This is a genomic window from Leifsonia sp. NPDC080035, assembly GCF_040050925.1.
Lineage (GTDB): Bacteria > Actinomycetota > Actinomycetes > Actinomycetales > Microbacteriaceae > Leifsonia.
This window is the reverse complement of record NZ_CP157390.1, coordinates 2,051,142-2,076,988: the sequence shown is the minus strand read 5'-3', so window position 1 is coordinate 2,076,988 and position 25,847 is coordinate 2,051,142. Positions and strand designations below refer to the sequence as shown.

The following is a 25,847-nucleotide window of genomic DNA, read 5'->3' as shown; positions in this document are numbered from 1 at the left end:
CATGACGATCGAACGCCGCCTGGCACGCTCCGGCTTCACGCTGACCCGCGACTACCCCGCACCGATCGAGCGCGTCTGGGACGCCTTCGCGGTCGAGCAGGAGAAGCTCGCCTGGTGGGGCGCCGGCGATGCCTTCGAGCAGAACCGCGAATGGGTCTTCGACTTCCGGGTCGGCGGCCGCGACATCGACGAGGCGAAGTTCCACGACGGACCCGTCTCGCGCTACGTCGCGACCTACACCGACATCGTGGAGCACGTCCGCATCGTGACGACCTACGACATGTGGCTCGACGGCGAGCACATGTCCACGTCCGTCGCCTCGCTGGAGTTCGACCCGATCGAGAGCGGAACGCGCTTCACGCACACCGAGCACGGCGTCTTCTTCGACCGCTTCTGGGCGGACGGGGTCAGCCGCGAGCGGGGCACGAAGGGGCTGATCGAGTCCCTCGGCCTCTACCTCACGCCTGCGCGCTGACCGCGTCGCCCTTCCGGATGCCCACCGCGGGCAGCAGGATGTCGTCGAGCACGCCCATGAGGAACGCACGGTCGACCGGCTTGCGCAGTACGAGCGTGCGGTAGGCGGCCATCGACGGCGCGAGGAGGGCGAGCTGGTCGATGTCCACGTCCGCCGGGATCTCGCCGCGGTCGACCGCCCGGCGCAGGAACACCCTGTTGATGGAGGCGCGCGGCTCGACGATCGCCTCGTTCACGGCGTCGGTGAACTCGGGACTCTGCGCGAGCATCGAGACCAAGCCGGCCATCACCTGCAGCTTCTTCTCGGCGTCCACGATCGTGTGCGGCTTCATCATCGCGATCAGATCCCCGCGAAGCGTCCCGGTGTCGGGCAGCTTCGCGGGGTCGGCATCCGCCTTCTTCATGCAGGCGACGGCCTCGATCACGAGGTCGGCCTTCGACGGCCAGCGCCGGTACACCGTGGCCTTGCCGGCCTTGGCGCGCGCGGCCACCATGTCCATGGTCATGCGGTCGTAGCCGACCTCTGCGAGCACGTCGAGGGCGGCGTCGAGGATCTCCGGGTCGCGCGTGTGGTCCCGCTTGCGCCCGAGCCTCGTCGCGGGGGCTGAAGTTTCCATTGCAGACAGTCTAGATGAATTTCTGAACAAAAGAGATCCGGAACTCGCGAGTTTCGTATATGCTGGCCCGCATGCCACAGACCTCGCCCACTCTTTCGCCGGCCGCACCCGGGCAGCCGGCCGCATCCACCCGCCGCTGGTGGACGCTCGTCACCGTCGCGCTGGCGCAGCTGATGGTCGTCCTCGACTCGACCGTCGTGAACATCGCACTGCCCTCCGCGCAGGCCGATCTCGGCTTCAGCAACGCGGACCGCCAGTGGATCGTGACCGCCTATTCGCTCGCCTTCGGCAGCCTCCTCCTCTTCGGCGGCCGCCTCTCCGACCTCATCGGCCGCAAACGCTCCTTCATCATCGGACTGATCGGGTTCGCCGGCGCCTCCGCGCTCGGCGGCGCGGCCACCACCTTCGGCCTGCTGGTCGGCGCGCGGGCCCTCCAGGGGGCGTTCGGCGCGCTGCTCGCCCCGACCGCCCTCGCCGTGCTGACAACGACCTTCACCGTGCCGAAGGAGCGCGCCCGCGCGTTCGGCATCTTCGGTGCCATCGCGGGAGCCGGCGGCGCCGTCGGCCTGCTGCTCGGCGGCGTGCTCACCGAGCAGCTCGACTGGCGCTGGAACCTCTACATCAACGTGGTCATCGCGATCGTCGCGATCGCGGGCGCCCTCGTCTTCGTCACCTCCGTGCCGCGCGTCGGACCGCGACCGAAGCTGGATGTGCCCGGCACCATCCTGGTCTCGGCCGCGCTGTTCTCGCTCGTGTACGGCTTCTCCAACGCGGAGTCCGACGGCTGGGACTCGCCGGCCTCGTGGGGCTTCCTCACCGCCGCGGGCGTGCTCCTGATCGCCTTCGTGCTCTGGCAGCGCCGTGCGGAGCACCCGCTGCTCCCGCTCCCGATCGTCCTGCACCGCAACCGGGCGGCGTCGTACAGCGCGATCCTGATCGCGGGCGCAGGGATGTTCGGCATCTTCCTGTTCGTCACCTACTACCTGCAGGCGACGCTGAAGTTCACGCCCATCCAGACGGGACTCGGCTTCCTGCCGATGATCGCGATGCTGGTGCTCGCCGCTCAGCTCTCGACCAACATCTTCCTGCCGCGCTTCGGACCGAAGGTCATGGTGCCGATCGGCATGACGATCGCCGCCAGCGGCATGGTCTACCTGACGCACCTCGGAGTGACCGCGAACTATGCTGTCGACCTTCTGCCTCCGCTCATGATCCTCGGCTTCGGGATGGGCTCGACGATGCCGGCGGCCATCCAGACCGCGACCCTCGGCGTCGACCGGCACTACGCGGGCGTGGCGTCCGCCATGGTCAACACCAGCCAGCAGGTCGGAGGCTCGATCGGCACGGCCCTGCTCAACACGCTGGCCGCGACCGCCGCGACCGACTACCTCGCGTCGCACCTGCCGCCGACCCCGGCCGTCGCGGCCGAGGCGGCCGTGCACAGCTACGCGACGGCGTATTGGTGGGGCGCGGCGTTCTTCGCGTTCGGCGCGGTGCTGACCGCGTTCCTCTACCGCCGGCGCCCCGTCACCGCCGCGGACTCGCCGGTCCGCGGTGCCGACACGGAGGCCGACGCCCCGGAGCCTGTCGTCGCCCACTGACCGTCATCCCGGCGTCACGGAGCGTACAACCCCCCGTCGAGCCCTCTCACGCCCGCGGCCCACTCGTCGTGGGCGGAGAGCTCGGCGGGGTAGCGCGCCGCCTCACGCTCGTCGAGGTCGATGCCCCAGCCGGGCGCCTCGTTCGGCGTGAGCCAGCCGTCGACGATGTCCAGCGTCCCGGGGAACACCTCGTGCGTCGCCTCGTTGTAGACGTGCCCTTCCTGGATGCCGAACGCGCTCGTCGTGACATCGACCGCCACGTTGGCGGCGGCGCCCACCGGCGAGGTGTCGCCCGGGGCGTGCCACGCGGTCCTGACTCCGAAGAACTCGGCGAGGGTGGCCAGCTTCTTGGCGGGCGTGAGGCCGCCGATCGCCGAGATGTGGGCGCGGATGAAGTCCACGCCTCCGCCGCTGATCAGCCGCGCGGCGTCGGTGAGGGAGGTGGCGAGCTCGCCGACCGCGATGGGCACCGGGGACTGCGAGCGCACCTCGGGGAGTCGGTCCCAGTGCTCGGGGGCCAGCACATCCTCCAGGAAGTACAGTCGGTACGGCTCCAGCGACCGGGCGAGGACGACCGCCTGCTTGGGCGTGAGCCGCGAGTGCACGTCGTGCAGCAGCTCGACGCCGTCGCCGAGGCGCTCGCGGGCCTGCTCGAACAGCCGGGGCAGACCGGCCAGGTACTCGCCGACGTTCCAGCCGCGCGGATACGGCGCGCCGGCGCGCGGCACCCCCTCGACCACAGGAGCGCCGTAGGTGCCGATGCCAGTCTGGCCGGACTGCAGCCGCACGTGGCGCCAGCCCTGCGCGACGAATTCCTCCGCCTGATCCAGCGTGCTCCGGATGTCACGGCCGCCGGCATGGATGTACGTGTCGGCCGCTGCCCGCACCTTGCCGCCGAGCAACTCGTGCACCGGAAGCCCCGCGCGCTTGCCCGCGATGTCCCACAGCGCCATGTCGAGGCCCGAGAGCGCGTTGTTCTCCACCGGGCCCTCGCGCCAGTAGCCGGAGTAGCGCGACAGCCGGGTCAGGTCGCCGATGTCACCGGGGTACCGCCCGACCACCAGCGGCGCGAGGTGCCGCTCGACGAACGCGACGACGGCGTGCCAGCGCTGGGTGAAGGTCGCGCAGCCGAGCCCGTACAGCCCGTCGACGTCGGTATCGACACGGACCACCACCAGGGGGATGCCCTCCGGCGCCGTCACGATGGCGCGGATGCCGGTGATGCGCACGGCCTCTCTGGCCGTCCACGGCTGGTCGAAGGTGTGGAACGGGGCGGTGTCACGCACGGAGGGCTCCCAACTCGAGCTCGTCGTCGGCCCGGTCGGGCCGGTGGATGGAGTGCTGCGGCTCGAAGCCGAGCAGGTCGCGCGCCCGTGTGGTGTCCACGAGCGGTCCGTGTGCGCCGATCACCCCACGCACAGGCACGGAGGGCGCGTAGGCACGGAGCAGCTCGGCGGCCGGGCGGTCGATCAGAAGGTCGTCCGCGCTGAGGCCGACGACGTGCGCACCGCTCAGCGGCACGGTCAGGGCCAGCTCGATGGCGCGGACACCGTCACGCAGGTCGAGGTACGCCCATCCCTCCCTGGCCATGCTCGACGGGTCGTTCGCGATGTCCTCCGCGCTCCGCAGGAGGGTGTCCCTGTCCTTGATGAGCGGGAACCGCAGCGCGACGCTGCTGATCCCCCAGCGCCGGAACGCCATCCGCGCGCTCGCCTCGTCGGCCTGCTTGGAGAGGGAGTAGCCGTCCGCGATGTCGGCGGGGATCTCCTCGTCGAGCGGGTAGTAGGCGGGCATCACCTGGTTCGTGTTCATCGGGACGCCGAACGCGTTGATGCTGCTGGCGATCACGGCACGCTGCACGCCCGCCTGCCCGGCCTGGGCGAGCACGGTGAACGTCGCGACGGCGTTCGTCCCGAAGACGACCGCAGGCGTCCCCAGCGAGGGATGCGGGATCGCCGCGAGGTGGACGACCGCGTCGGCGCCCTCCAGCGCCCCGGCCACGGTCGCCTCGTCGCGCGCGTCGCCGACGATCACCCGGTCGGCCGGGCTGTCCGCGGCGAAGTCGAGCGACAGCGCGGTCACGGCGACGCCGAGGCCGATCAGGCGCTCGGTGGTCGCGCGGCCGATCGAACCGTCGGCTCCGGTGACCAGCACGCGGCGGGGCAGCGCACCCAGAGGCCCGATCATCCCTTCACCCCGCCGGACATTCCGACGCCCCGGAGGAACGACCGCTGGAAGACGATGAACAGCACCACCGGGATGAGCAGCGCCAGGAACAGCCCCGCCATCTGGATGTTGAGCTCGCTGCGCGCCGCCAGCTTCGGCAGCGCGACCGACACCGGTTGGAGCGCCGGGTCGGGGAGCACGAGCAGGGGCCACAGGTAGTCCTTCCAGGAGGCGATGACGGCGAGCAGGGCGACGACGCCGAGGATGGGACGCGAGAGCGGGAGCACCACGGTCGTGAACACCCGCACGTGGCCGGCTCCGTCGATCCGGGCGGCCTCGAAGTACTCGCGCGGGATCGAGTCGAAGAAGCGCTTGATGACCAGCACGTTGAACGCGCTCGCGGCCGCCGGCAGCCAGACGGCCCAGTAGGTGTTGGTCAGGTTGGCCCCGATCACGGGCATCTTCAGCACGGTCAGGTAGAGCGGGACGAGGGAGACGATGCTCGGGATGAACAGCGTCGCGAGGATGGCGCCCGACAGGATCGGCCCCCACTTCGGCCGGAGGACGCTGAGCACGTACGCGCCGGTCGTGCAGACGAAGAGGTTGGCGATCATCGCGCCGAGCGCGAGGATCGCGGTGTTGCCCAGGTAGTAGCCGATGTGCCCCTGATCCCACGCCGTCGCGAGGTTCTGCCACTGCACGACGCCGGACGGGAACAGCGCGAGCGGTTCGCGCAGCGTGTCCTGAGTGGGCGAGATCGCCGCCTTCAGCAGCCACAGCAGCGGTCCGAGGCCGGCGATCACCAGCCCGACCAGGATGAGGATCTGCACGATGGTCAGCGGCACCCGCACGCGGAGGCGTTTGCGGTCGCTGAAGGAGATCACGCTCCGCTCGCCGCCGTCCGCAGCGCGCCGGCGTCTGCGGGCGGTGGGGACGACCGGCGCGTCGAGTCGCGCCTGCTCGTCGCTCTCGAGAAGTGAGCTGCTCATCAGTCTGTGCTCCATTTCCGCGTCGCGAGCTGGTAGACCGCGGAAAGGACGCACAGTCCCGCCGCGAGCAGGACGCTCAACGCCGTCGCCGCGCCGTAGTCGCCGTTGACGAACGCGTAGTTGTAGATGAGGAGGAGGATCGTGGTGGTCGCGCCCTGCGGGCCGCCGCCGGTGAACAGGTACGGCTCGGTGAACAGCTGCATCGTGCCGATGATCTGAAGCAGCAGCATCACCAGGATGATCCCGCGGATCTGCGGCAGGGTGATGTGCCAGACGCGCGACCAGACACTCGCCCCGTCGAGCTCCGCCGCCTCGTACAGCTCGGCGCGCACCGAGGTGAGAGCAGCGAGGTAGATGATGACCGCGGTCCCCGAGGCCGCCCAGGTGGACTCGAGCACGATGGAGGGCATCGCGGTCGCTGTCGAGTCCAGCCACGGCTGCGGAGGGATGCCGATCACGCCCAGGATGGAGTTGAACAGACCGTCGGCCGACGAGTCGTAGAACACCTTCCACAGCAGGATCGACACGACCGGCGGCACGATCACGGGCAGGTAGGCCAGCGTCGTGTAGATCCACGACCGGCCCTTGAGCTCGGCCATGAAGACGGCGAGGAAGATCGGCAGCGGAAAGCCGAAGATGATCGCCAGCACGGTGAAGTACAGGGTGTTGAGCGTCGCCTGCCCGAGCAGGGGATCCGCGAGAACGTAGGTGAAGTTGCCGATGCCCACCCACTGCGCGGGGTCGACGAGGTTCGTCTTCTGCAGGCTCATCAGCAGCCCGCTCACGATCGGCCCCCACGAGAAGTAGAGGAAGATCAGAACGATCGGCACGGCGAAGAGCACGACGACCAATCCGCCCTGGCGATACCAGCTGAGGAACCGGTTGCGCCGGCGTGCGCGAGGCGGCTCCACCGCCCGGCTGCGGGACTGAGGAATGGCCGGGGCTTGCTCCCTGATGACCATGGTGACTCCTTCGGGATGTCGCGGCCCGGCCGCACGCGAGCGTGCGTGCCGGGCCGCGGGGCGTCAGCGCCCGAGCTTCGCCTGGACGGCGCCTGCCGCCTTGGCGAGCAACGAGTCGATGTCGGCGTTCCGGTCGGTCAGCACCGCCTGGACCACCGGGTCCAGGGCGGCGTAGACCTCCTGCGCGTGGGACACCGGCTCGGGGATGATCTCCTGGTCGGCCGCCACCTTCACGTAGGGCGCGAAGTTGTCGACAGGCACGTTGACGTAGGGCTTGATCCAGTCGTTGTACTTCGCCTGCTGCTCGGCACTCAGGACGGGCAGCCCCGGAAGGCCGACGGGCTGGTTGTCGGCGGCGCTGGCCTTGGCGGTGGCCGTCGCCTTGCCCTCGTCCTGGTACTTGGCCAGGTAGTAGAACTCGATCCACTTGATCGCGGCCTGCTTCTGCTCCTCGGTCGCCTTCGGGCTGACCACCTCGACGGACCCTCCGGAGAGCGTGCCGTGCTCGCCGCCGTTCTGCGGCAGGCCGCCCACAGCGAAGTTCTTCGGGTCCATGCCGTTGGTGACCACCGAGGCGGAGTACTGGTCGGGCGCCGACATGAACATGCCGATCTTCCCTGCGGCGAACTGCTGGGCCATCGCGTCCAGGTCGAGGAGTGTCGTGCTGGGCATGGAGGCGTCGGTCCAGCGCATCTGCTGCAGCGCCTTCAGCGCATCCTTGGACGGCGCGCTGTCGAAGGTGACCTTCGTGCCGTCGGCGTTCTCGACGCTACCGCCGAACGCGTAGGTCTGGGTGGTGAACATCCAGCCGCCCTGGCCCTTGGTTGTCAGCTGCGCGTAGCCGGCGGCACCGGTCTTCTCGGTGATCTGCTTGGCGTCGGCGCGCAGCTCCTCCCAGGTGGTCGGGGGCTTGTCGGGGTCGAGGCCGGCCTTGGTGAACAGGTCGCGGTTGTAGATGAGGCCGACGGAGTACGCGGACACCGGGACGCCGTAGGTGTTGCCGCTGCTGTCCTGCGCCACCTTGAGCACCGTCGGGTTCAGCTGGTCGATCAGCTTGCTCGACTTCAGCACGCCGCTCAGGTCGGCGACCTGCTTGCGGGCGATGAGCCCCTGGGGCTCGGTGAACGGCACGCTGAGGACGTCGGGCAGATTGCCGCCCGCGACCAGGGCCTGGAAGGTGGTGGCGTCCCAGGCCGTCTCCATCGGTTTGAGGGTGATGGAGGGGTTGGCCTTTTCGAACGCCTTCACCTGGCTGTCGTAGAAGGCGCGATTGTCCTTGTCCGACGAGGCCGGCCGGTCGCCGATCGTGATCGTGACCTTGCCGTTGCCTGCCTCGGAGGCGGGCGAACTCGAGCATCCGACCAGTGCGGCGAGCACGGCGACTCCTGTCGCTGCGGCGACGGCGGCCTTACGCGATGGTTTCATCATTGAAACTCCTTGGTTGCTGCGGCGGGGAGAGCCGCTGTTCTCCGGAATGGAATGGGTAGCGCAAATGCTTTCGCATTCGCAGTCTGCCTCATGGACGGGCGCGAAGCAAGCATTTCGCAGATATGCGCAATCGCTTGCGCGAATTCGCCGACCAGCCTTGAACAGCGGCCGTGGGGCACGCGCAAGAGTTTTCGCGTTCGGCTTCGCAGCGGAACAAGGGGCACCCGTCGCGGACGCGTCGCACGGGCCTCCGAGCGAAATCGCTTACACTCGGATGACGCCGAGGCGTCTCCCCCACTAACGTTAGGTGAGCGCCATTCTCGAGGAGGACGGATGACGAAGCGGGCCAGCATGAGCGACGTCGCGCGCGCGGCGGGCGTCTCGCTCACGACGGCCTCGCGGGCGCTCGGAGGCGTCGGCCGGGTGTCCGCAGAGACGCGCGCGAAGGTGATCGAGACGGCGGAGCGCCTCCAGTTCCAGCCCGACATGATCGCCCGCTCCTTCGTCACGGGCCGCAGCTTCATCGTCGGGGTGCTGGCCGAGGCCGCACAGGGGCGCTTTAGCATGCCGCTCATCGTCGGCGCCACCGACCTGCTCGGCCGCGAGAACATCGCAGCGGTCACCCTCGACGCCCGGGGCACGCCGCGGCGGCTGAACGACTACCTGAAGCGGCTGCGGTCGCGTCGCATCGACGGCATCCTGGTCGTCGGCGACGATCCCAACCGCGCGAGCCTCGTTCTCTCGGAGGACTTCGCCGTGCCCGTCGTGTTCGCCTCCTCGTCGGCCACACCCGAGACCGACTACGTCGTGGCGCCGGACAACCGGGCCGCCGGACGCATCGCCGCCGAGCACCTGATCGGCCTCGGCCGCCGGCACATCGCCCACGTGACAGCGGCGGTCCACGAGCCCGCTGTCGACGCCCGCGCCGCAGGTTTCGCGGACGCGATGGCCGCCGCCGGGATCAGGACCGCGCTCGGCGGCCCGCTCTACGGCAGCTACCTGCAGCGCTGGGGCACCGACGCGGCCGAGCGGATCATGGCGAGTGGCGAGCCCGTCGATGCCATCTTCGCCGCGAACGACGAGATCGCGATCGGCCTCTTCGCCGAGTTCCACAAGCACGGCATCCGCGTGCCGGACGACATCGCCATCGTCGGCTACGACAACCGCCTCGCGGGCGTCCGCCGGCCGGACGATCCGTTCACCACCTTCGACCCGCAGCTCATCACGGTCGGGGAGCACGCCGCCAGACGGCTGCTCGCCGCCATCGGCGGCGACGGCGAGCCGGGCGTCGAGTACGTCGAGCCGAAGTTCATCGTCGGCCGGTCGACCGTTGGACCGACCCTGGAGCCGTACGACGTGCTCTGAGCGTCAGGCCACCGCCCACTGGAACGTCTCCCAGCCGAGGAGGCGCGGAGCGCTCGCCTTCACCGGGGCACCGTCCGTGTCCTGCCACGTGCTGACGAGGTCGCCGTTCGCCGAGCTGACCAGCCCCATGGAGCCCGCCCCGAGGACGACCCAGCGGAACGACTCCCACACCGCCACGGCGGTCACCGCCGCAGTCAGCGGACCGTCGGTCGTCGTCGGCTCCCAGGCGCTGACGTACCTGCCGTTCGCCTGAGCCTGCAGGGCGATCATGCCGTTCCCGGCGTCCACCACCGTGAACCGCTCCCAGACATCGACGACCGGGGCGATCGCCTGCAGCGGCGCCGTGCCGTCGTCCTGCTTCCTCGCACTCACGTACATCCCGTTCGATGCCCTCAGGGAGATCGTCGACCCGACGGGCGCCCCGCTCGCGACGGCATCGGGATGCGCGAACACGTCGTCCTGGTACGCGCTGTACGGGGGGTCCAACGGGGTGCCGTCGCCCTGGGTGAGACCCCACTTCGCCCCCTGATCGAGGCTGTAGAACATCGCCGACTGGAGGCCGACCGTCGTCCGCGCGGCCCGGAACTCCTGGAGCTGGGAGGGGATGTACGCGGCCCGGTGCGGGAGCGCGTCGTCCTCGTTGGAGTTCCACTCTGTGACCATGAACGGTTTGCCGTAGCGCGCCTTGGCGTAGATCGGCAGGTTGAAGGACGGCCCGGCGCCGTCCGTCCCGATGCGGAACAGGTCGCCGTCGACCTGGTAGTTGTGCCAGGTCGTGATGTCCCACCGCACCTGCGGATGGCCGCCGGAGCCGTCCGGCTGCATCCCGTCCCAGAGGGCGTCCGCAGCGCCGATGTCCGACCGGCAGAAGTTGATGCCGATCAGCGCGGACGGCTGGACGCCCTTGACGCCGTCGATCAGACCCAGCATGAAACCGCGCATGAGCGGCCAGGTGTCGTTGCGCCAGTCGATGGCCTTCGTGCCCGCGTCGTTCGTGTGGTCGGCGGCGACGACGTACGGGTCGCGGGTGAGCTCGTTCCCGCACTCGTACATGGTGACGCCGAGCGGCGCCATCGCGGTCGCCACCCGTCGGCCGATGTCCTGCGCGGCCGCACGGGCCTGCGCCTCGGAGCCGTACGCCAGATTCTTGCCGGCGTCCTGCAGTCCGGCGTCGATCACGGGGAACACGCTCTTGCCCACCTCTGTGACGCGCTGCGCGATCCCCGCCGCCGCCGCGATCGAGCCGTCGTCTCCGCCGGTGTTGACCCGGAGGACCGTCGCGCCGAGCGCGCCCATCGCCGCGACGATGTCGGTGGGCGACAGCGCCGTGTCGTGGTGGGTGTTGACCCCGTACATCATCCCTGCGGGAGCCGACAGCGGGATGCGGGGGTCGGTGACCTTCAGCCAGACGTCGTTGAGGCAGACGTACCACTGTCCACCCGTTCCCGAGTGATAGATCATCCCCCCGTACCAGAGCAGCAAGGTCACGTTGTAGGTGTTCCCGACGGTGGCGCCGTTCCGGTGGATCACTCCTCCCGACAGCGTCCACACGGCACCGCCGTTGTCGGTGATCGAGGAGGCCGACGGGATCGTCGTGCCGTCCGGCGACGCGTTCGGCGAGTCGCCCATCGGGCGGATGCCGAGCGGCGACGCCGATGCCTTCAGGGGCGGCCCTCCGGCCGCGAGGGCGAGTGACGCGGTGGCCGCCGCGGCGGCGGCGGCGCCGAGGAAGACCCGCCGCGGGATGGGCTCGGGCTCGGGCTCGGTCATCGTCGAGACTCCCCACTTCATCACGGCGCACACGTCGTCGTGAGGCTGATGCAACGCGCAATCGGTTGCACACCACAGAATGAGGCATGACGAGCGCCGGCGCAAGCCCCCATCGCCGAATGCGGCGAGCGCGGAAACCCGCGATTGACACTCGAGCCGCGCCGGGCCTAACCTGTGCGGACCGCGCACTTCCGCGCAAATTCACTCCCATTCTCGAACGATGGAGTTCACAGGTGAAGAATCGATCGTTGTCGATCGCGACGGCGCTGGTCATCCTCGGCGTCGCAGCAATTCCGACATCCGCGCAAGCAGTTGCGCAGAGCATGAACCGGGCGGAGACCACGGCCACCGCCCCGTCGCCGGCCGACTGCCCGGCCGCTGTACCCAATCCGACCTCCGGCAACGTGAGCGACTATCGGCTCGACTCCAACGTGGTCGGCGCCGGGCGCTGGTCCTACGAGTCGATCGACGGCGACGCCGTCAACCTGCTTCACAAGGGCGGCGCCGGCTCCTTCGCCTCCGACGAGTGGGCGGCCGACACGACCAAGCCGGAGCACGCCTGGTTCGTGAAGGCCGACGGTTCGATCGGCACCGACTGGCGCCCGATCGCCGAGACCTACACCGTCCCCGATATCGCCGACGGCAAGAACGTCCACATCGCCGGAAGCTTCACGTCGCCCGGTGGCCGCTTCCGCGTGCTGCTCTCGCACGATGGCCGCAGCGACTCGATCGGCAGCGCGAGCACGTTCCGCGAGCTCTTCACGTACACGGGGACCTCGACCACGTTCGACCTGAACGTCACGGCCGCAGCGGGCGACGACATCCTCTTCGTGGACGACGGGGTGTCGACGTGGTGGGTCCCCGGCTCGCTGAAGGCGACCGTCACCACGCAACTGTCCACTCCCCCGGCCGTCGTCACCGCGAAGCCCGGCGCCGGCGCGATCGACGCCGGTGACGCGGTCGCGCTCTCGAGTGCCACCGACGGCGCCTGCATCGCGTACACCACCGACGGGTCGGACCCGACGACCTCGGGCACGGCGAAGACCTACGCCGAGCCCATCACCATCACGGCCGACACGGACATCAAGGCCGTCGCGATCTCCAAGACCGGTGCACCGAGCGCGGTCTCGGACCTGCCGTTCGTGCTCAACGAGCCGTTCCGCGCCTTCGCCGGCATCAACCAGGCAGGCAGCACCGGCCTCACCGCCGGCGTGCAGTGGTCGCGGCAGGACTTCGACTGGGGCAGCGTCGAGCCCGCCAAGGGGCAGATCGACAAGGCCGCCCTCGCCGAGTACGTCCGCCAGTTCCGCGAGGCGAAGGCGCACGGCGAGACGATCCTCCCGGTGCTCGCCTACACCGCCGGGTGGGCGGCCAACCGCACCGGCTACAGCTACGACTTCCACGGCACCACCTACGTCTACGGTCCAGTCCTCTCCGAGCAGAACGGCAGCTTCACGCGCCAGCTCACGACGAAGGACTCCTCGGGGAAGGTCATCGAGAGCAAGCAGGTCCAGACGAACATCGGACGCACTCCCCCGCAGGATCCCGCCGACTGGACCGCCTTCGTGAAGCTCGCCGTGGACACGCTCAAGCCGCTCGGCATCACCTACTTCCAGGTGTGGAACGAGGCCTATCCCGGCTCCGGCTTCTGGGAGGGCGGCATGGATCAGTACATGCGCGACATCCAGCTCCCGGCCGCCGAGGTCATCCACGCCGCCGGCGTCAAGCTCGTCTACGGCGGCTGGATCTGCGGCGCTCCGCTCAGCGAGTACATCGCCCTGCTCGACAAGTGGAAGGCGTGGAAGAGCATCGACGTCTACGACATGCACTACATGCCCATCGGCACCATGCAGACGATCTACGCCGCGGCCCAGAAGCGCGGGATCAAGAACCCGTCCGTGTGGCAGACGGAGATCGGCTTCACCACCGAGGACAAGTTCATCGCCGACATCTACCCGCGGGTGTTCCAGTGGGCGCTGTCGAAGGGGACGAAGAACATCGATCAGACGAAGCTGATCTACTTCGCCGATTGGTCGCCCAGCGACCCGGCCGCCTTCGGCTACAACCGCACCATCCGCAGCGGCTCGGGCCTGAGCACGAAGGGCAAGACGCTCGTCACGCTGGCCTCGCTGCTGCGCGGCACGAAGGCCGAGACGTACACGGACTTCACGACCGACCCGGGTCTGAAGCCCGAGCTGAACGAGGCGCTCTCGACGGCCAACGGCTTCCGGCTGGACGACGACCGCGTCGTCCTCGCGATCGACCTCAAACGGCAGAACCAGGCGGACATCTTCGAGGATCAGGCCACGGGCGACACCATCCACCTGAACTTCGGAAACCCGACCATGACGGTGACGCTCCGCAACGTCCATCATGTGACGTCGCTCGACCGGGTCGACCTCTTCGGCAACAAGACGCCGCTGACGTGGAAGAGCACGGGCAAGAACACCATCCAGGTGCAGGTGCCGATCATCGACGCCGATCCCACCGTGCACGACCTCAACCAGACGGAGAACGAGGACGTATTCTACCTCTCGCTCACGCAGGGCTGAGAGAACCACCCGGGGCCGCCGTCCGACGGGCGGCGGCCCCGGTCCGTGCACACTCCCGATCGGGCGGAGCGATCCATCATCGCGGGGAACGACGAGACGGCGGCTTCTGATGCTGTAGCGAGGGGGGACTCGAATCCGCGACACCACGATTATGAGCCGTGTGCTCTAGCTGGGACGCCGGGACTCCCTGGAGCGTGGCGAGAATCCGCGGATCCGGCGGGTATTGCTACCGGGCAGTCCGTCGGTGCGCAGCGGGCCGGGCCGAGGCCGATCCTCCAATCGAGCGCATCACGCACTCAGGCAGGATCGTCTTCCTCAGGCCGGACTGACTGCTCTCCGCTCCCGGAGGGTCCTTCGACTTCGGCGTCAGTCGTCGCCGAGCTGATCCGGCCTGTCACGCGTTCCTCGGCCCTCGCGCGAGTCGCGGTCGTGTATTCGCTGGTGTGCCAATGCTGCGCATGCGCCTCAGTCCACCGATGTTCACGTGTTTCCGCCGCCACCTCGGCTGCGAGGTCGGCGTCTGATCCCACCGAGCCGCCCTCGTTGTCCCAACGCGCGTCCGCGTCCTGGCCCTCCGGCGTTCTGAACTCCATCGGATCGCCCGGGTCGCCGCCACTGCGGTCGTCTCGAGACTGTATCTCGTCCACGAGATGCGCCTCCCTATTTCCATCAGACTTGCAATGAGAATGAGAACGAGGGCGAGGGGCGCATCGACTCCGATGCGAACCTCGTCCCCGCGCCCGCTGGGAAACGCAGTTCACCGCCCCATGTCAGAATGGGTACGATCTGCCTTCCAGCATTTCAGAACGCTAAGACGTTTCGTCGTCGGTCGGGTCCGACAAGTACGCGTCATGTGCCTTCTGAATTCGGTCCGGGTCATCCCGGCGAGACGACCTTAAGGACTCCCAGGCTCTCTCGATGCGACGCTCGGTCTGATCCGCCGAGTCTTCAGGGAACAACTGTTCCGCCATAGCGCACTCTCCCCGGTCGACCACATCGACCGGCAGCGCGAGGAGACCCGGAATCAGCACCACCGGCCGGCAGAACACGCCTGGGAGGAGCCCGCAATTCATGTTACGCCTCCACCGGGCTGATGGACACTACCCCAGCCCACCCGGACGCGTGAGAGTGCCGAGTCCCCGCCGCCCCGTCATAGGCACGCGTCCCGGCTCGCCTTCTCCGACCCGATCGGCGCCGCGACGTGAGCTCAAAACCTCCGATCTGACCATGCTTGCGGCACGGGAGGCTTTCCCCGCAGCAAGCTCCAGGACGGTCACAACCGTGTCATCAACGGATTGAGGCGACATTTCCCGCATCTGCGCTCGCGGTTCCGTCACGGTGCACACGAGGGCCATACGACTCTGACGTCATCACGCGTCACCACTTCACGTGTGGGCAGAATGTGGGCGATGTCGCCTGCAAACACAAGAACGGCGGCTGTTCAACAGCCGCCGTTCCCCGTGTTTTCAACCTATGTAGCGAGGGCGGGACTCGAACCCGCGACACCACGATTATGAGCCGTGTGCTCTAACCACCTGAGCTACCCCGCCGGGGTCTCCCTCGTCGCGTTCGGGAGACGGAGCCCCCTGTGGGAATCGGACCCACTACCTCTTCCTTACCAAGGAAGTGCTCTACCAATGAGCTAAGGGGGCGAAGCCGACGTCGGCATCCGCCGGACGTTTTTGGCAACCGTACGAGGATACCATTCCTCCGGGGGTGCTCCGTACCACCGCGGACAGCCAAGGAGGCATGTTGGATCAGCTTTTCGGCGACCCGATGGGGTGGGCGCAGGATTGGGATAGCCGACCACTCGAGGGACCCGGAAGCAAGAAGTCGCTCTACCAAGGCGCTGTCGGCGAGGACTTCCTCGCGCGTCACATTCAGGTCGCGCTCGGACCAGGCCGAGCGGCCGGCGCCGTCCTCGGCGCTCGCGCTCGCCAGCGAGGACTGGGCGACTTCGACATGATCATCCACATCGCCGCCGGCACGGAAGACCACATCATGGTTGTGGACGCGAAGAACCTGCGCAGGGCGCACATCGACGACAGACAGGTCGTCAAGGCGCAGAAGCGGTTGGCCGAGCTCGTCTCGAGCGGCGGACTCGGCGAGACTCGTCGCGGCAAGAAGGACGGCTGGCACGGCGTCACGCTGAGCTACCACCTGGTCTTCGCGGGCGAAGCGACGACCGAGGAATGGCAGCGAGACGCACGAACCAAGCTCGTGCACGCCAAGCACCACCCCCGCACCGACGTCCACGATCTCGAGCACGTGATCGTGATCGAACCGTACGAAACGCTGATCGGCGACGTACTGTGCAGGGCGATGCGAAGCACCAGCGAAGACTCCCGCGCCCCACGATATGGCACGCGCATCCTCGACATGATCGCCGACCAGTACTACGCCGACAGCGCACCCCGTCCTTTCCGCTCCATCATGGAGCGGGACAGGTCCGTCGCGTGGTCCTGCTCTCATCCCTCATGCTGGAAACCTCCCGGGCGCGGCTACCTGCTCGCTCACCTCCACGACCAGGCGCACGTGTCAGGTCCGCCACGCGGCTCTCGATGGTTCCACGGGTGGATCGACGCGCTGGCCGCCGGAGCACAGCACGGCGTGCCGGAGTGGAAAGACCTGCTCGCGATCGATGACCTCTGGGATTGGACGCCGGGCTCCGCCGCTGCCGCGCTGCTCTATGGGGACAGCCACCCGCCGTACCCGGGTCCGCTGAGGTACCTCACATTTTCGGAGTCGGTCACGCCCTGACCAGCGGATACCATCACCGCGAGGGTGCTCCGTACCATCGGGAGCACCCTCGCGGTCGATCCGGTCACGCCGCGACGGCGGCCTCCGAGGCGCCGGAGAGCGCCTCCAGCTCGTCGGCGGTCAGCTCGAGCTCGACGGCCGCGAGCAGGTCGGGGAGCTGCTCCAGCGTGCGGGCGCTCGAGATCGGCGCCGTGATGGTCGGCTGGGCGGCGAGCCAGGCCAGCGCCACCGTCGCCACGGATGCGGAGTGCGCGGCCGCGACCTCGTCCAGGGTGGCCAGCACCGCGCGACCGGTGTCGTCAAGGTACTTGGCCGCGCCACCGGCGCGGGGGCTGTCCACCGTGACGCCGTCGCGGTACTTGCCGGTGAGGAAGCCTGCGGCGAGCGCGAAGTACGGCATCACGCCGAGGTCGTGGCGCTCGACGAGCGGCCGGTAGTTCTGCTCGTAGGCGCGCTCCACCAGGTTGTAGTGCGGCTGCAGCGCCACGGCGCGGTGAAGTCCCTCGCGCTCGGTGATCGCGAACCACTCCTCCACCCGCTCCGGAGAGTAGTTCGAGATGCCGATGTAGCGCACCTTGCCCGCGTCCACGAGCCCGGAGAGGGCGGCGACGGTCTCTTCCAGCGGCACCGTCTCGTCGTCGAAGTGCGCGTAGTAGAGGTCGATGTACTCGCTCTGCAGGCGCTCGAGCGAGGCGTCGGCGGCACGGCGGATGTTGTCGGCGGCGAGACCCTTGAAGTCGGGGTGCTGGCTGACCTTGGTGGCGAGGACGACGTCGTCCCGGTTGCCGCGGGCGTCGAACCACTCGCCGAGGATCCGCTCCGAGTCGCCGCCGGTGTTGCCGGGCACCCATGCCGAGTAGCCGTCCGCCGTGTCGACGAAGTTGCCACCGGCGGCCGTGTACGCGTCCAGCACCTGGAACGAGGTGTCCCGGTCGGCCGTCCAGCCGAAGACGTTGCCGCCGAGGGAGAGGGGGAAGACCGTCAGGTCGGAGGTTCCGATCGTGCGACGCGCAGAAGTCATGCCGTTTCGTCCTTTCGTTGGGGGTCATCCCACGCTAACGCCTGCTCGCCGGGCCTATTCCGGTTCCGTTCGGTTCGCGCCCGCCCGCCGTGGCGACTGTCCCCGCACGGCAGCGTGCGGCAGCGTGACTGCGCACGCGCGGGACGAGTGCGCCCGGGCGCCGGGGCGCACTCGTCCCACGACGCAGCAGTCACGGTGTCGCGGTCGCGGGCGCACGAGTGTGGAAAGGTGACGGGCCCGCCCATAGTGTGGAGGGATGGCCACCATCGTCGAGGAACCCCGCCGCGCGCTCCGCGCCGAGTGCGGCGACTGCGTCGGGCTCTGCTGCGTCGCCCTGGCCTTCGCGAAGTCCGCCGACTTCGCCTTCGACAAACCGGCCGGCGAGCCGTGCGTCAACCTCGACGGGGACGATCGGTGCAGCATCCACCCGCACCTGCGCGACCGCGGCTTCAAGGGCTGCACCGTCTTCGACTGCTTCGGCGCGGGCCAGCACGTGACCCGGCACACCTTCGACGGCCGCAGCTGGCGGGACGACGACGCCGTGCGAGCCGGGATGTTCGCCGTCTTCCCCATCGTCCGTCAGCTGCACGAGTTGCTCTGGTACCTCGAGGAGGCGCTGCGGATGCCCGCGGCGGCTCCCCTACATCCCGCTCTCCGCGAGGCGCGCGCCGAGGTGGAGGCGGCCGCCGACGCCCCCGCCGACGCCATCCGGATGCTGGACGTGGACGAGCTGCGCGCCCCCGCCGCCGAGCTCCTGCGCGAGGCCGCCCGCCTCACCCGAGAGACCGGCGAGCCCGCCGACTGCACCGCGCCGTTGCGGGTGAAGCGGTCCCGGATCCGCCCGGGCGCCGACCTGCTGGGCGCCGACCTGCGCGGCGCGGACCTCCGCGGCGCCGAACTGCGCGGCGCCCTCCTGATCGCGGCCGACCTGCGGGATGCGCGCCTCGTCCGCGCCGAGCTGATCGGCGCCGACCTGCGCGACGCCCGGCTCGGCGGGGCCGACCTCTCCGAGGCGATCTACCTCACCCAGACGCAGGTCAACGCCGCGACCGGCGACGCGCGAACCCGCCTCCCCCGCACGGTCGATCGCCCGTCGCACTGGCGCTGAGCCGGCCCCGGCGCGCGCCCCGGCGCCCTGAAGCGGCGCCCAGCGGATGGCGCTAGCATGTCGTGCAGCGCCGACGACGGCGCGACGACCCCGGCTCGCACCACCCCCGCAGACCCTGGGACCGGCCGCGCCCGCGGCCGCCGCGTTCCCACCCGCCGGCGTCGCCCGTCCCGTCCCTTCGATGACCAAGACAGGTGATCCGTATCCCCACTCCCACTTCCTCCCCTCTGTCCCCGAGCACGCCCGGCCGCGAGTGGTGGCGCTCCGCCGTCATCTACCAGGTGTATCCGCGCTCCTTCGCGGACTCCGACGGCGACGGGATCGGCGACCTGCCCGGCATCACGCACCGCCTGCCCGCCCTGCGCGAGCTCGGCGTCGACGCGGTCTGGCTGTCCCCCTTCCAGACCTCGCCGCAGCGCGACGCCGGCTACGACGTCGCCGACTACTGCGACGTCGACCCGCGCTTCGGCACGCTGGCGGACTTCGACGCCCTGCTGGGCACGGCGCACGAGCTGGGCCTGCGCGTCATCATCGACCTCGTCCCCAACCACTCCTCGAGCGACCACGTCTGGTTCCAGGAGGCGCTGGCCGCCGGCCCCGGCAGCCCCGAGCGCGCGCGGTACATCTTCCGCGACGGCACGGGAGCCGACGGCGAGCTGCCCCCGAACAACTGGGAGTCGATCTTCGGCGGCGCCGCGTGGACCCGCATCACGGAGGCGGACGGCCGTCCCGGTCAGTGGTACCTGCACCTCTTCGACAAGTCGCAGCCCGACCTGGACTGGGAGAACCCGTGGGTGTGGGAGCAGTTCCGCGGCATCCTGCGGTTCTGGCTCGACCGCGGCGTCGACGGCTTCCGGGTGGACGTCGCCCACGGCATGATCAAGGAGAAGGGCCTGCCCGACTACACGCCGCCCGCCCACGCGGGCAGCATGGGCGGCGGCCAGGTGCCGACGACCACCGGTGGCATCGCCCTGGAGCCGCAGATCGCCGGTCACGCCGGCGACGAGCCCGCGACTCCCCCGTACTTCGCGCAGGACGGTGTGCACGCCATCTACCGCGACTGGCACACAGTCCTCGAGGAGTACGAGGGCGACCGCGTGCTCTGCGGCGAGGCCTGGGTGGAGCCGCTGGAGAAGCTGGCCCGCTGGGTGCGCCCGGACGAGATGCAGCAGACCTTCAACTTCGGCTACCTGGAGACGCCGTGGGATGCGGTGGCGCTACGCACTGTGATCGACCGCTCGATCTCGGTGTTCGGCAGTGTCGGCGCGCCGAGTACCTGGGTGCTCTCGAACCACGATGTCGTGCGGCACGCGACCCGCCTCGCCCTGGAGGGCGAGAACCTGCAGGGCCACGGCATCGGACCGAACTCGACCGGCATCCCCGACCCGCAGTTCGCGCTCCGCCGCGCCCGCGCCGCGACCGCTCTCATGCTCGCGCTGCCGGGATCGGCGTACCTCTACCAGGGCGAGGAGCTCGGCCTGCCCGAGGCGATCGACCTGCCGGACGAGGCGCGTCAGGACCCCACCTGGTTCCGCACGAACGGCGAGCGCTACGGCCGCGACGGCTGCCGTGTCCCGATCCCGTGGGAGGGCACCGACCCGTCGTACGGCTTCGGTCCGACCGCGGCGAGCTGGCTTCCGCAGCCCGCGTCGTGGGCGTCGTACACGCGCTCGTCGCAGCGCGGCGTCCCCGGCTCGACCCTGTCGATGTACCAGGATGCGCTGGCCGCGCGCCGCGAGCACGACCTGGCCTTCGGCGAGCTGGAGTGGGCGAACGCCGGCGAGGACGCCCTCCTCTTCCGGTCGGGCGCGGTCACCGTGGCGGTCAACTTCGGCAAGGCCCCGCTCGAGCTCCCCGCCGGCGCGGTCATCCTCGCCAGCGGCCCGCTCGAGGGCCGTCTGCTCCCGCGCGACACGACCGCCTGGCTGATCTGACCCGCGCCGATTCGTGGCGAATGCGGCTCATTCCCGACGAATGACCCGCATTCGGCACGAATGTGCGGCCACTCAGGCGGCGTTCGCCTGCAGCCACGCGAACGGGTCCACCGGCTCGGTGCCGTTCAGGCGGATCTCGAGGTGCAGGTGCGCTCCGGTGGAGACGCCGGTGTTCCCCACCCGGCCCACGATGTCGGCCACCTTCACCCGCTGGCCGGCGCGCACCTGAACCGAGCCGACCTGCATGTGGCAGTACTTCGAGCTGACCAGCCGCCCGTCGATCATGTGATCGATCGTGACGTTCACACCGCACCCGCCGTTGTCGCCGGTGACGACCTCCCGCACCACGCCGTCGGCGATGATCTGGATCGGCACCCCGGCACCGGGGGTGAAGTCGACGCCGAGGTGGTTCGTCGACGCACCGGCGGTCGGCGCGACCCGCGGCCCGAACCCGGACGAGATCGGGACGCCGACCGGGAACGGCCACTGGATGGCGCCGTTCGGGTCGTTCCTGAACGTGTCGGCGATCCGCATCGAGCGGATGGCGGCGAGCTTCTCGGCGGAGGTGGCGGCACCGGCGTCGCGGACGATCTCCGCCGACGAGTCCAGTGTCACCTGGTCGAGCGCCTGCAGCTCGCCCTCCGTGGCCGTCCGCCCGGAGAAGTGCACCGCCTGCCCCGCGCGCACCTGCTCGTCGGTCAGCAGCGCCATCGCGGGCACCGAGGTCGCGACGCCGATCCCGAGCACGGACAGCATCGCCATCAGGGTCACCCCGCGGCTGAACCGGCGCTCGGGGACCCCGCTCTCGCGGACGCTGCGGTCGCGTTCGATGCGACGCTGCAGCACGCGCCGACGGGTGCGCCGTGCGGCCTCTTCAGCGAGCCGCCGTTCGCGGCGGGTGAGAGGCGTCTGCGGGGGTTCTGCGGCGCGCACCCGACCTAATGTAACGAATTGATAACCGCGGCACCAATCCCGCGGCGCGTCACTCCCACTCGGCGTAGTACCGCTGGACCAGCGGGTCGAGCTGTTCGTACAGTCCCGGCTCCGCCGCGAGGATCAAACGCTTGCCGGCGGGAGCATCCCCCAGGCCGCCGACCCTGGCGCCTGCCTCCCTCGCGATGAGGGCGCCCGCGGCGTGATCCCACGGGTTGAGTCCACGCTCGTAGTACGCGTCCAGCCGGCCGGCGGCGACGTTGCAGAGGTCGAGGGATGCGGCGCCGATCCTGCGCACATCCCGCACCTGGGGGATCAGCTCGTGCACGAACGCGGCCTGACGCCTGCGCACCTCGGCGTCGTAGCCGAAGCCGGTGCCGACGAGCGCCAGCGGCAGTTCGACACCCTCGTGCACCCGCAGCGGCCGTCCGTTGAGCGCTGCCCCGCCGCCCTCGAAGGCGGTGAAGACCTCGCCGAGCTCCGGGTTCACCACCGCGCCCGCGAGCGTGCGCCACGTCGACGGGTCCGGCTCGCCCTCCACCACGGCGACGCTCACCGCGTACGCGGGAATGCCGTAGTAGTAGTTGACGGTCCCGTCGATCGGGTCGACCACCCAGGTGAGGCCGCTGCTGCCCGGCTCGGCCTCCGACTCCTCGCCGAGGAAGCCGTCGCGCGGACGCGCCGCGGCGATGGCGCCGCGGATGAGGTCCTCCGCCTCCCGGTCGGCCTTCGTGACGATGTCGGTGAGCGTCGACTTGGACGCGGCGATCTCCACCCCGTCCCGCCTGCGCTGCAGGGCCAGCGCCGCGGCTCGGCGGGCGACGGTGGCGGCGATTTCGAGGAGCTCGGCGTTGGACGGCATGCCTCCAGCATCCCAGACCGCAGTCGGTGTCGCGCACGACGTCATCCCCGCGACGGACGCCGGGGTACGGCCCTGGCCGATACCGTCGACCGCATGAAGGGGGCTCTCATCGCGTTCGGCGCCGCCCTGCTCGCCATCGCCGGGCTCTTCGCGGTCCTCCAGGCCGGCTACGCCTGGAAGAACCCGTGCTCGCGGTACGGCCCGGTCCCCGCGGAGGCGCGCCCGACCGACGCCGGCGGAAGCGTGCACGAGACCCGGACGTGGTGGCCGATCGGGAGCGTGTGCGAGTGGATGCGCGCGGACGGCACCGGAACGGTCCGCTCGCAGGTCGGCGACGACGCCCTCACCCTGACCACGTACGGCCTCGCCGTCGCCGGAGTCGTGAGCATCGCCGTCAGCGGGACGGCGGCTCGGCGTCGCGAGCAGCGGGCGAGCCGCGGCTGAACAGAAGAAGCAGCGGGCGTCTCCCCGCTGCATTTCCAGGATACCGGACGACCCGGGGCTTGCGGCAAGGCCCTCCCGCTCGTGCAGAATGGCTGGTCGCGGGCGGATTCCCGCCGGGATGGAGGCTGTGGTGCAGGACGAGATGTTCGACGTCGCGATCGTCGGAGGCGGACCGACGGGGATGATGCTGGCGAGCGAGCTTCGGCTCCACGGCGTGCGCACGCTCGTGCTGGAGCGGGATGTCGAGCCCACTCCCCTCGTCCGTTCGCTCGGTCTGCACGCGCGAAGCCTCGAGATCCTGGACCAGCGCGGACTGCTCGACCGCTTCCTCGCGCTCGGCACGCGCTATCCCGTCACCGGCAGCTTCGCCGGGCTGACGCCCAGCCGGCCCGTGACGCTGGACACCGCCCACGGCTACACGCTCGGGCTCCCCCAACCGGTGACCGATCGGCTGCTCGCCGAGCGCGCGGCCGAGCTGGGCGCGGAGATCCGCCGCGGCGCGGAGGTGACCGGTTTCGAGCAGGACGACGATGGCGTCACGGTCGAACTCGGGGACGGCGCCCGCGTGCGGTCGCGGTGGCTGGTGGGCTGCGACGGCGGGCGAAGCATGATCCGGCGCACGCTCGGCGTCGGCTTCCCCGGCGAGGCGGCGACCACGGAGTGGCTGCTCGGCGAGGTGCAGGTGACCGCACCGGCCGACGAGATCGCCGCGGTGTCCGCGGAGGTCCGGAAGACCCACCGCGGCTTCGGCATCGGGCCGGCCGAGGGCGGCCTGTTCCGCGCCGTCGTCCCCGCCGCGACCGTCGCGGAGGACAGGACCGTACCGCCGACACTGGAGGACTTCACGGCCCAGCTGCGCGCGTACGCCGGCACCGACTTCGGCGCCCACTCGCCGCGGTCGCTCTCGCGCTTCACCGACGCCACGCGGCTCGCAGAGCGCTACCGGGTCGGCCGGATCTTCCTCGCCGGGGATGCGGCGCACGTCCATCCGCCGCTCGGCGGCCAGGGGCTGAACCTCGGCATCCAGGACGCGTTCGACCTGGGCTGGAAGCTGGCTGCGGAGGTCTCGGGATGGGCGCCGGAGGGCCTCCTGGACAGCTACGCCGACGAGCGCCGGCCCGCCGCCGAGGACGTGCTCACGATCACCCGCGCGCAGAGCGAGCTGATCTCGCCGGAGCCGGGGCCGCAGGCGGTCCGCCGGCTGCTCACGGAGCTCGTGGAGTTCGAGGACGTCGCCCGGTTCCTCGCCGAGAAGGTGACCGGAACGGGCATCCGCTACGACTTCGGCGACGGGCCGGACCTGCTCGGCAGGCGGATGCCGGACGTCGCCCTCGAGACCGGCCGCCTCTACGACCGGACGCACGAGGGCCGCGGACTGCTGCTCGACGGCACCGGCTCGCTGTCGGTCGCGGGATGGACGGACCGCGTCGACCGCGTGACCGACGTCGGCGCGGCGCTCGACGGGCTCGGTGCGCCCGCTCTGCTGCTCCGCCCGGACGGCCACGTCGCCTGGATGGGCGCCGAGCAGGAGGACCTGCAGCGCGCGCTCCCGACCTGGTTCGGAACGGAAGAAGCCCGGACACGAGTCCGGGCTTCCGATGGTGGCGAGTGAGGGATTCGAACCCCCGAAGTCGTAGACAGCTGATTTACAGTCAGATCCCTTTGGCCGCTTGGGTAACTCGCCATTCGCGCTTCCGACCACCAGTCAGCTGCTGACCGAAGGCGCCAGATAAGGATACTCGGCGGGCGCGTCCACGCGAAATCGAGCCGATGCGTCTGCCCGCGGCGAATTCGCGGGAGGCAGAAACGCGAGACGGGAGCGGGACCGCGCGAGCAGCATGAGCGCATGGACATGGACAAGACCTCACCCGTTCAGCGGCTCCTGGAGGAGCGGATCGTGTTCCTCGGCAGCGAGGTGAACGACGACTCCGCCGGGGAGATCTGCGCGCAGCTGCTGCTCCTCGACTCGATCGCCTCCGACCGCGACATCTACCTCTACATCAACTCCCCCGGCGGCTCGGTGACGGCCGGGTTCGCCATCTACGACACGATGAACTTCGTCCGCGCCGATGTGGCGACGGTCGCGATGGGGTTCGCAGCCTCGATGGGACAGTTCCTGCTGTCGTCGGGCACGAAGGGCAAGCGGTACGCGCTGCCGAACGCGTCGGTGGTGATGCACCAGCCGCACGGGGGATTCGGCGGCACCAGCGCGGACATCCAGACGCAGGCCAAACAGATCCTGCACTTCAAGCGCAAGATGGCGGAGCTGACCAGCGAGCAGACCGGCAGGCCGGTCGAGCAGATCATCGAGGACGGCGACCGCGACCGCTGGTTCACCGCGGAGCAGGCGCGCGACTACGGCTTCGTCGACCAGGTCATCGACACCACCCGCGCACTCGACCGCTGACCGAGGCCCCGTCGACCCCGCCACATTTGGCGCACATGTCGGTTCTGGCGCAGCCGAAGCCGACATGTGCGCCACATGTGCAGCGAGCGGGACTCCGACGCGGCTTCGCGCGGGGCTACGCGGCGAGCAGCAGCGCGCCGGGGCGCGCTGGCTCGGCCACCTCGTGCAGCGGCTCGACGACGCGCTCCGGCAGCAGGCTCAGCACCGGCGTGCCCGCGAACTCGGCGGCGACCAGGGTGAGCAGCTCGCCCTCCGTCACATCGAGCACGCGGCAGAGGGCCGCGAGGATCTCGGACGACGCCTCCTTGCGGCCCCGCTCGATCTCCGAGAGATAGGGGATGCTGATCCGCGACCGCTCGGATAGCTGGCGCAGCGTCGCACCGCGCTCCGTCCGGATCCGGCGGAGCACGGAACCCATCGCGTGCCGCAGAAGCATGGCAGCAGCCTAAGCCGC

21 protein-coding genes and 3 tRNA genes are annotated in these 25,847 nt (G+C 69.9%); 10 read left to right on the top strand and 14 right to left on the bottom strand.

Annotated elements, in window-relative coordinates; translation table 11 throughout:
- Position 1: 1 nt before the first annotated feature.
- The gene (locus AAME72_RS10205) at positions 2-475 is read left to right on the top strand and encodes an SRPBCC domain-containing protein (protein ID WP_348786452.1); all 474 of its coding nucleotides are present in this window, start codon (positions 2-4) and stop codon (positions 473-475) included.
- Here the strand turns inward: AAME72_RS10205 and AAME72_RS10200 are convergent.
- Positions 459-1,091: a TetR/AcrR family transcriptional regulator gene (locus AAME72_RS10200; RefSeq protein WP_348786451.1), complete on the bottom strand. Its 633-nt coding sequence runs from the start codon at positions 1,089-1,091 to the stop codon at positions 459-461. The genes AAME72_RS10205 and AAME72_RS10200 overlap by 17 nt on opposite strands.
- A 71-nt stretch (positions 1,092-1,162) precedes the next feature.
- Here AAME72_RS10200 and AAME72_RS10195 point away from each other — a divergent pair, with 71 nt between their 5' ends.
- Complete coding sequence (locus tag AAME72_RS10195) at positions 1,163-2,692, top strand: MFS transporter (RefSeq protein ID WP_348786450.1); 1,530 nt, start codon at positions 1,163-1,165, stop codon at positions 2,690-2,692.
- 14 nt (positions 2,693-2,706) lie between these two features.
- Here AAME72_RS10195 and AAME72_RS10190 read toward each other — a convergent pair whose 3' ends face one another.
- The 5 genes from AAME72_RS10190 to AAME72_RS10170 all read right to left on the bottom strand — a co-directional run bounded on the left by AAME72_RS10190 (position 2,707) and on the right by AAME72_RS10170 (position 8,237).
- Positions 2,707-3,978 carry an enolase C-terminal domain-like protein gene (locus AAME72_RS10190; protein ID WP_348786449.1) on the bottom strand — a complete coding sequence of 424 codons (1,272 nt, stop codon included), beginning with the start codon at positions 3,976-3,978 and terminating at the stop codon, positions 2,707-2,709.
- On the bottom strand, positions 3,971-4,879 hold the full coding sequence (locus tag AAME72_RS10185; protein ID WP_348786448.1) for an NAD(P)-dependent oxidoreductase: 909 nt from the start codon (positions 4,877-4,879) through the stop codon (positions 3,971-3,973). The genes AAME72_RS10190 and AAME72_RS10185 overlap by 8 nt, the downstream gene beginning before the upstream one ends.
- The gene (locus AAME72_RS10180; RefSeq protein WP_348786447.1) at positions 4,876-5,847 is read right to left on the bottom strand and encodes a carbohydrate ABC transporter permease; all 972 of its coding nucleotides are present in this window, start codon (positions 5,845-5,847) and stop codon (positions 4,876-4,878) included. Before AAME72_RS10180 ends, AAME72_RS10185 begins: the two co-directional genes overlap by 4 nt.
- Complete coding sequence (locus tag AAME72_RS10175) at positions 5,847-6,809, bottom strand: sugar ABC transporter permease (protein WP_348786446.1); 963 nt, start codon at positions 6,807-6,809, stop codon at positions 5,847-5,849. The genes AAME72_RS10180 and AAME72_RS10175 overlap by 1 nt, the downstream gene beginning before the upstream one ends.
- A gap of 63 nt (positions 6,810-6,872) precedes the next feature.
- Positions 6,873-8,237: an extracellular solute-binding protein gene (locus AAME72_RS10170; protein WP_348786445.1), complete on the bottom strand. Its 1,365-nt coding sequence runs from the start codon at positions 8,235-8,237 to the stop codon at positions 6,873-6,875.
- 333 nt (positions 8,238-8,570) lie between these two features.
- Here AAME72_RS10170 and AAME72_RS10165 point away from each other — a divergent pair, with 333 nt between their 5' ends.
- Positions 8,571-9,602 (top strand): LacI family DNA-binding transcriptional regulator, encoded by a 1,032-nt coding sequence (locus AAME72_RS10165; RefSeq protein ID WP_348786444.1) that lies wholly within the window; start codon positions 8,571-8,573, stop codon positions 9,600-9,602.
- Between the two features lie 3 nt (positions 9,603-9,605).
- Here the strand turns inward: AAME72_RS10165 and AAME72_RS10160 are convergent, their stop codons facing one another.
- Positions 9,606-11,372 carry a hypothetical protein gene (locus AAME72_RS10160; RefSeq protein ID WP_348786443.1) on the bottom strand — a complete coding sequence of 589 codons (1,767 nt, stop codon included), beginning with the start codon at positions 11,370-11,372 and terminating at the stop codon, positions 9,606-9,608.
- A gap of 248 nt (positions 11,373-11,620) precedes the next feature.
- On the opposite strand from AAME72_RS10160, the gene AAME72_RS10155 reads away from it, so the two are divergent.
- Complete coding sequence (locus tag AAME72_RS10155) at positions 11,621-13,924, top strand: chitobiase/beta-hexosaminidase C-terminal domain-containing protein (protein WP_348786442.1); 2,304 nt, start codon at positions 11,621-11,623, stop codon at positions 13,922-13,924.
- Between the two features lie 1,476 nt (positions 13,925-15,400).
- Here the strand turns inward: AAME72_RS10155 and AAME72_RS10150 are convergent.
- Positions 15,401-15,474, bottom strand: a tRNA-Met gene (locus tag AAME72_RS10150).
- 30 nt (positions 15,475-15,504) lie between these two features.
- Positions 15,505-15,576 (bottom strand) — tRNA-Thr (locus AAME72_RS10145).
- A 64-nt stretch (positions 15,577-15,640) separates the two neighbouring features.
- Between AAME72_RS10145 and AAME72_RS10140 the strand changes: the two genes are divergently transcribed.
- Positions 15,641-16,684, top strand: a complete 1,044-nt coding sequence (locus tag AAME72_RS10140; RefSeq protein ID WP_348786441.1) for a hypothetical protein — start codon at positions 15,641-15,643, stop codon at positions 16,682-16,684.
- A 64-nt stretch (positions 16,685-16,748) separates the two neighbouring features.
- On the opposite strand, the gene AAME72_RS10135 is transcribed toward AAME72_RS10140, so the two are convergent.
- The gene (locus tag AAME72_RS10135) at positions 16,749-17,705 is read right to left on the bottom strand and encodes an aldo/keto reductase (protein ID WP_348786440.1); all 957 of its coding nucleotides are present in this window, start codon (positions 17,703-17,705) and stop codon (positions 16,749-16,751) included.
- 256 nt (positions 17,706-17,961) lie between these two features.
- Here AAME72_RS10135 and AAME72_RS10130 point away from each other — a divergent pair, with 256 nt between their 5' ends.
- Entirely contained in the window at positions 17,962-18,813 is an 852-nt protein-coding gene (locus AAME72_RS10130; RefSeq protein ID WP_348786439.1) for a pentapeptide repeat-containing protein, read from the top strand.
- A 194-nt stretch (positions 18,814-19,007) separates the two neighbouring features.
- Positions 19,008-20,747: a glycoside hydrolase family 13 protein gene (locus tag AAME72_RS10125; protein ID WP_348786438.1), complete on the top strand. Its 1,740-nt coding sequence runs from the start codon at positions 19,008-19,010 to the stop codon at positions 20,745-20,747.
- Between the two features lie 72 nt (positions 20,748-20,819).
- Here AAME72_RS10125 and AAME72_RS10120 read toward each other — a convergent pair whose 3' ends face one another.
- Together AAME72_RS10120 and AAME72_RS10115 are read right to left on the bottom strand one after the other, a co-directional pair.
- On the bottom strand, positions 20,820-21,680 hold the full coding sequence (locus AAME72_RS10120) for a M23 family metallopeptidase (protein ID WP_348786437.1): 861 nt from the start codon (positions 21,678-21,680) through the stop codon (positions 20,820-20,822).
- 49 nt (positions 21,681-21,729) lie between these two features.
- Positions 21,730-22,542 (bottom strand): inositol monophosphatase family protein, encoded by an 813-nt coding sequence (locus AAME72_RS10115; RefSeq protein WP_348786436.1) that lies wholly within the window; start codon positions 22,540-22,542, stop codon positions 21,730-21,732.
- Between the two features lie 93 nt (positions 22,543-22,635).
- Here AAME72_RS10115 and AAME72_RS10110 point away from each other — a divergent pair, with 93 nt between their 5' ends.
- The gene (locus AAME72_RS10110) at positions 22,636-22,986 is read left to right on the top strand and encodes a hypothetical protein (protein ID WP_348786435.1); all 351 of its coding nucleotides are present in this window, start codon (positions 22,636-22,638) and stop codon (positions 22,984-22,986) included.
- A 142-nt stretch (positions 22,987-23,128) separates the two neighbouring features.
- Positions 23,129-24,598: a rifampin monooxygenase gene (gene rox, locus AAME72_RS10105; RefSeq protein ID WP_348790114.1), complete on the top strand. Its 1,470-nt coding sequence runs from the start codon at positions 23,129-23,131 to the stop codon at positions 24,596-24,598.
- On the opposite strand, the gene AAME72_RS10100 is transcribed toward rox, so the two are convergent.
- Positions 24,586-24,670: transfer RNA gene (locus AAME72_RS10100), tRNA-Tyr, on the bottom strand. The genes rox and AAME72_RS10100 overlap by 13 nt on opposite strands.
- 105 nt (positions 24,671-24,775) lie before the next feature.
- Between AAME72_RS10100 and AAME72_RS10095 the strand changes: the two genes are divergently transcribed.
- On the top strand, positions 24,776-25,393 hold the full coding sequence (locus AAME72_RS10095; RefSeq protein ID WP_348790113.1) for an ATP-dependent Clp protease proteolytic subunit: 618 nt from the start codon (positions 24,776-24,778) through the stop codon (positions 25,391-25,393).
- A 115-nt stretch (positions 25,394-25,508) separates the two neighbouring features.
- Here AAME72_RS10095 and AAME72_RS10090 read toward each other — a convergent pair whose 3' ends face one another.
- Entirely contained in the window at positions 25,509-25,829 is a 321-nt protein-coding gene (locus AAME72_RS10090; protein ID WP_348786434.1) for a helix-turn-helix transcriptional regulator, read from the bottom strand.
- Positions 25,830-25,847: the final 18 nt, after the last annotated feature.

What these genes read in the sequence shown, in the direction of transcription:
- AAME72_RS10205 (WP_348786452.1), top strand. Translation starts at nt 2, where the DNA reads ATGACGATCGAACGCCGCCTGGCACGCTCCGGCTTCACGCTGACCCGC.
- AAME72_RS10200 (WP_348786451.1), bottom strand. Translation starts at nt 1,091, where the DNA reads ATGGAAACTTCAGCCCCCGCGACGAGGCTCGGGCGCAAGCGGGACCAC.
- AAME72_RS10195 (WP_348786450.1), top strand. Translation starts at nt 1,163, where the DNA reads ATGCCACAGACCTCGCCCACTCTTTCGCCGGCCGCACCCGGGCAGCCG.
- AAME72_RS10185 (WP_348786448.1), bottom strand. Translation starts at nt 4,879, where the DNA reads ATGATCGGGCCTCTGGGTGCGCTGCCCCGCCGCGTGCTGGTCACCGGA.
- AAME72_RS10180 (WP_348786447.1), bottom strand. Translation starts at nt 5,847, where the DNA reads ATGAGCAGCTCACTTCTCGAGAGCGACGAGCAGGCGCGACTCGACGCG.
- AAME72_RS10175 (WP_348786446.1), bottom strand. Translation starts at nt 6,809, where the DNA reads ATGGTCATCAGGGAGCAAGCCCCGGCCATTCCTCAGTCCCGCAGCCGG.
- AAME72_RS10170 (WP_348786445.1), bottom strand. Translation starts at nt 8,237, where the DNA reads ATGATGAAACCATCGCGTAAGGCCGCCGTCGCCGCAGCGACAGGAGTC.
- AAME72_RS10165 (WP_348786444.1), top strand. Translation starts at nt 8,571, where the DNA reads ATGACGAAGCGGGCCAGCATGAGCGACGTCGCGCGCGCGGCGGGCGTC.
- AAME72_RS10160 (WP_348786443.1), bottom strand. Translation starts at nt 11,372, where the DNA reads ATGACCGAGCCCGAGCCCGAGCCCATCCCGCGGCGGGTCTTCCTCGGC.
- AAME72_RS10135 (WP_348786440.1), bottom strand. Translation starts at nt 17,705, where the DNA reads ATGACTTCTGCGCGTCGCACGATCGGAACCTCCGACCTGACGGTCTTC.
- AAME72_RS10130 (WP_348786439.1), top strand. Translation starts at nt 17,962, where the DNA reads ATGGCCACCATCGTCGAGGAACCCCGCCGCGCGCTCCGCGCCGAGTGC.
- AAME72_RS10115 (WP_348786436.1), bottom strand. Translation starts at nt 22,542, where the DNA reads ATGCCGTCCAACGCCGAGCTCCTCGAAATCGCCGCCACCGTCGCCCGC.
- AAME72_RS10110 (WP_348786435.1), top strand. Translation starts at nt 22,636, where the DNA reads ATGAAGGGGGCTCTCATCGCGTTCGGCGCCGCCCTGCTCGCCATCGCC.
- rox (WP_348790114.1), top strand. Translation starts at nt 23,129, where the DNA reads ATGTTCGACGTCGCGATCGTCGGAGGCGGACCGACGGGGATGATGCTG.
- AAME72_RS10090 (WP_348786434.1), bottom strand. Translation starts at nt 25,829, where the DNA reads ATGCTTCTGCGGCACGCGATGGGTTCCGTGCTCCGCCGGATCCGGACG.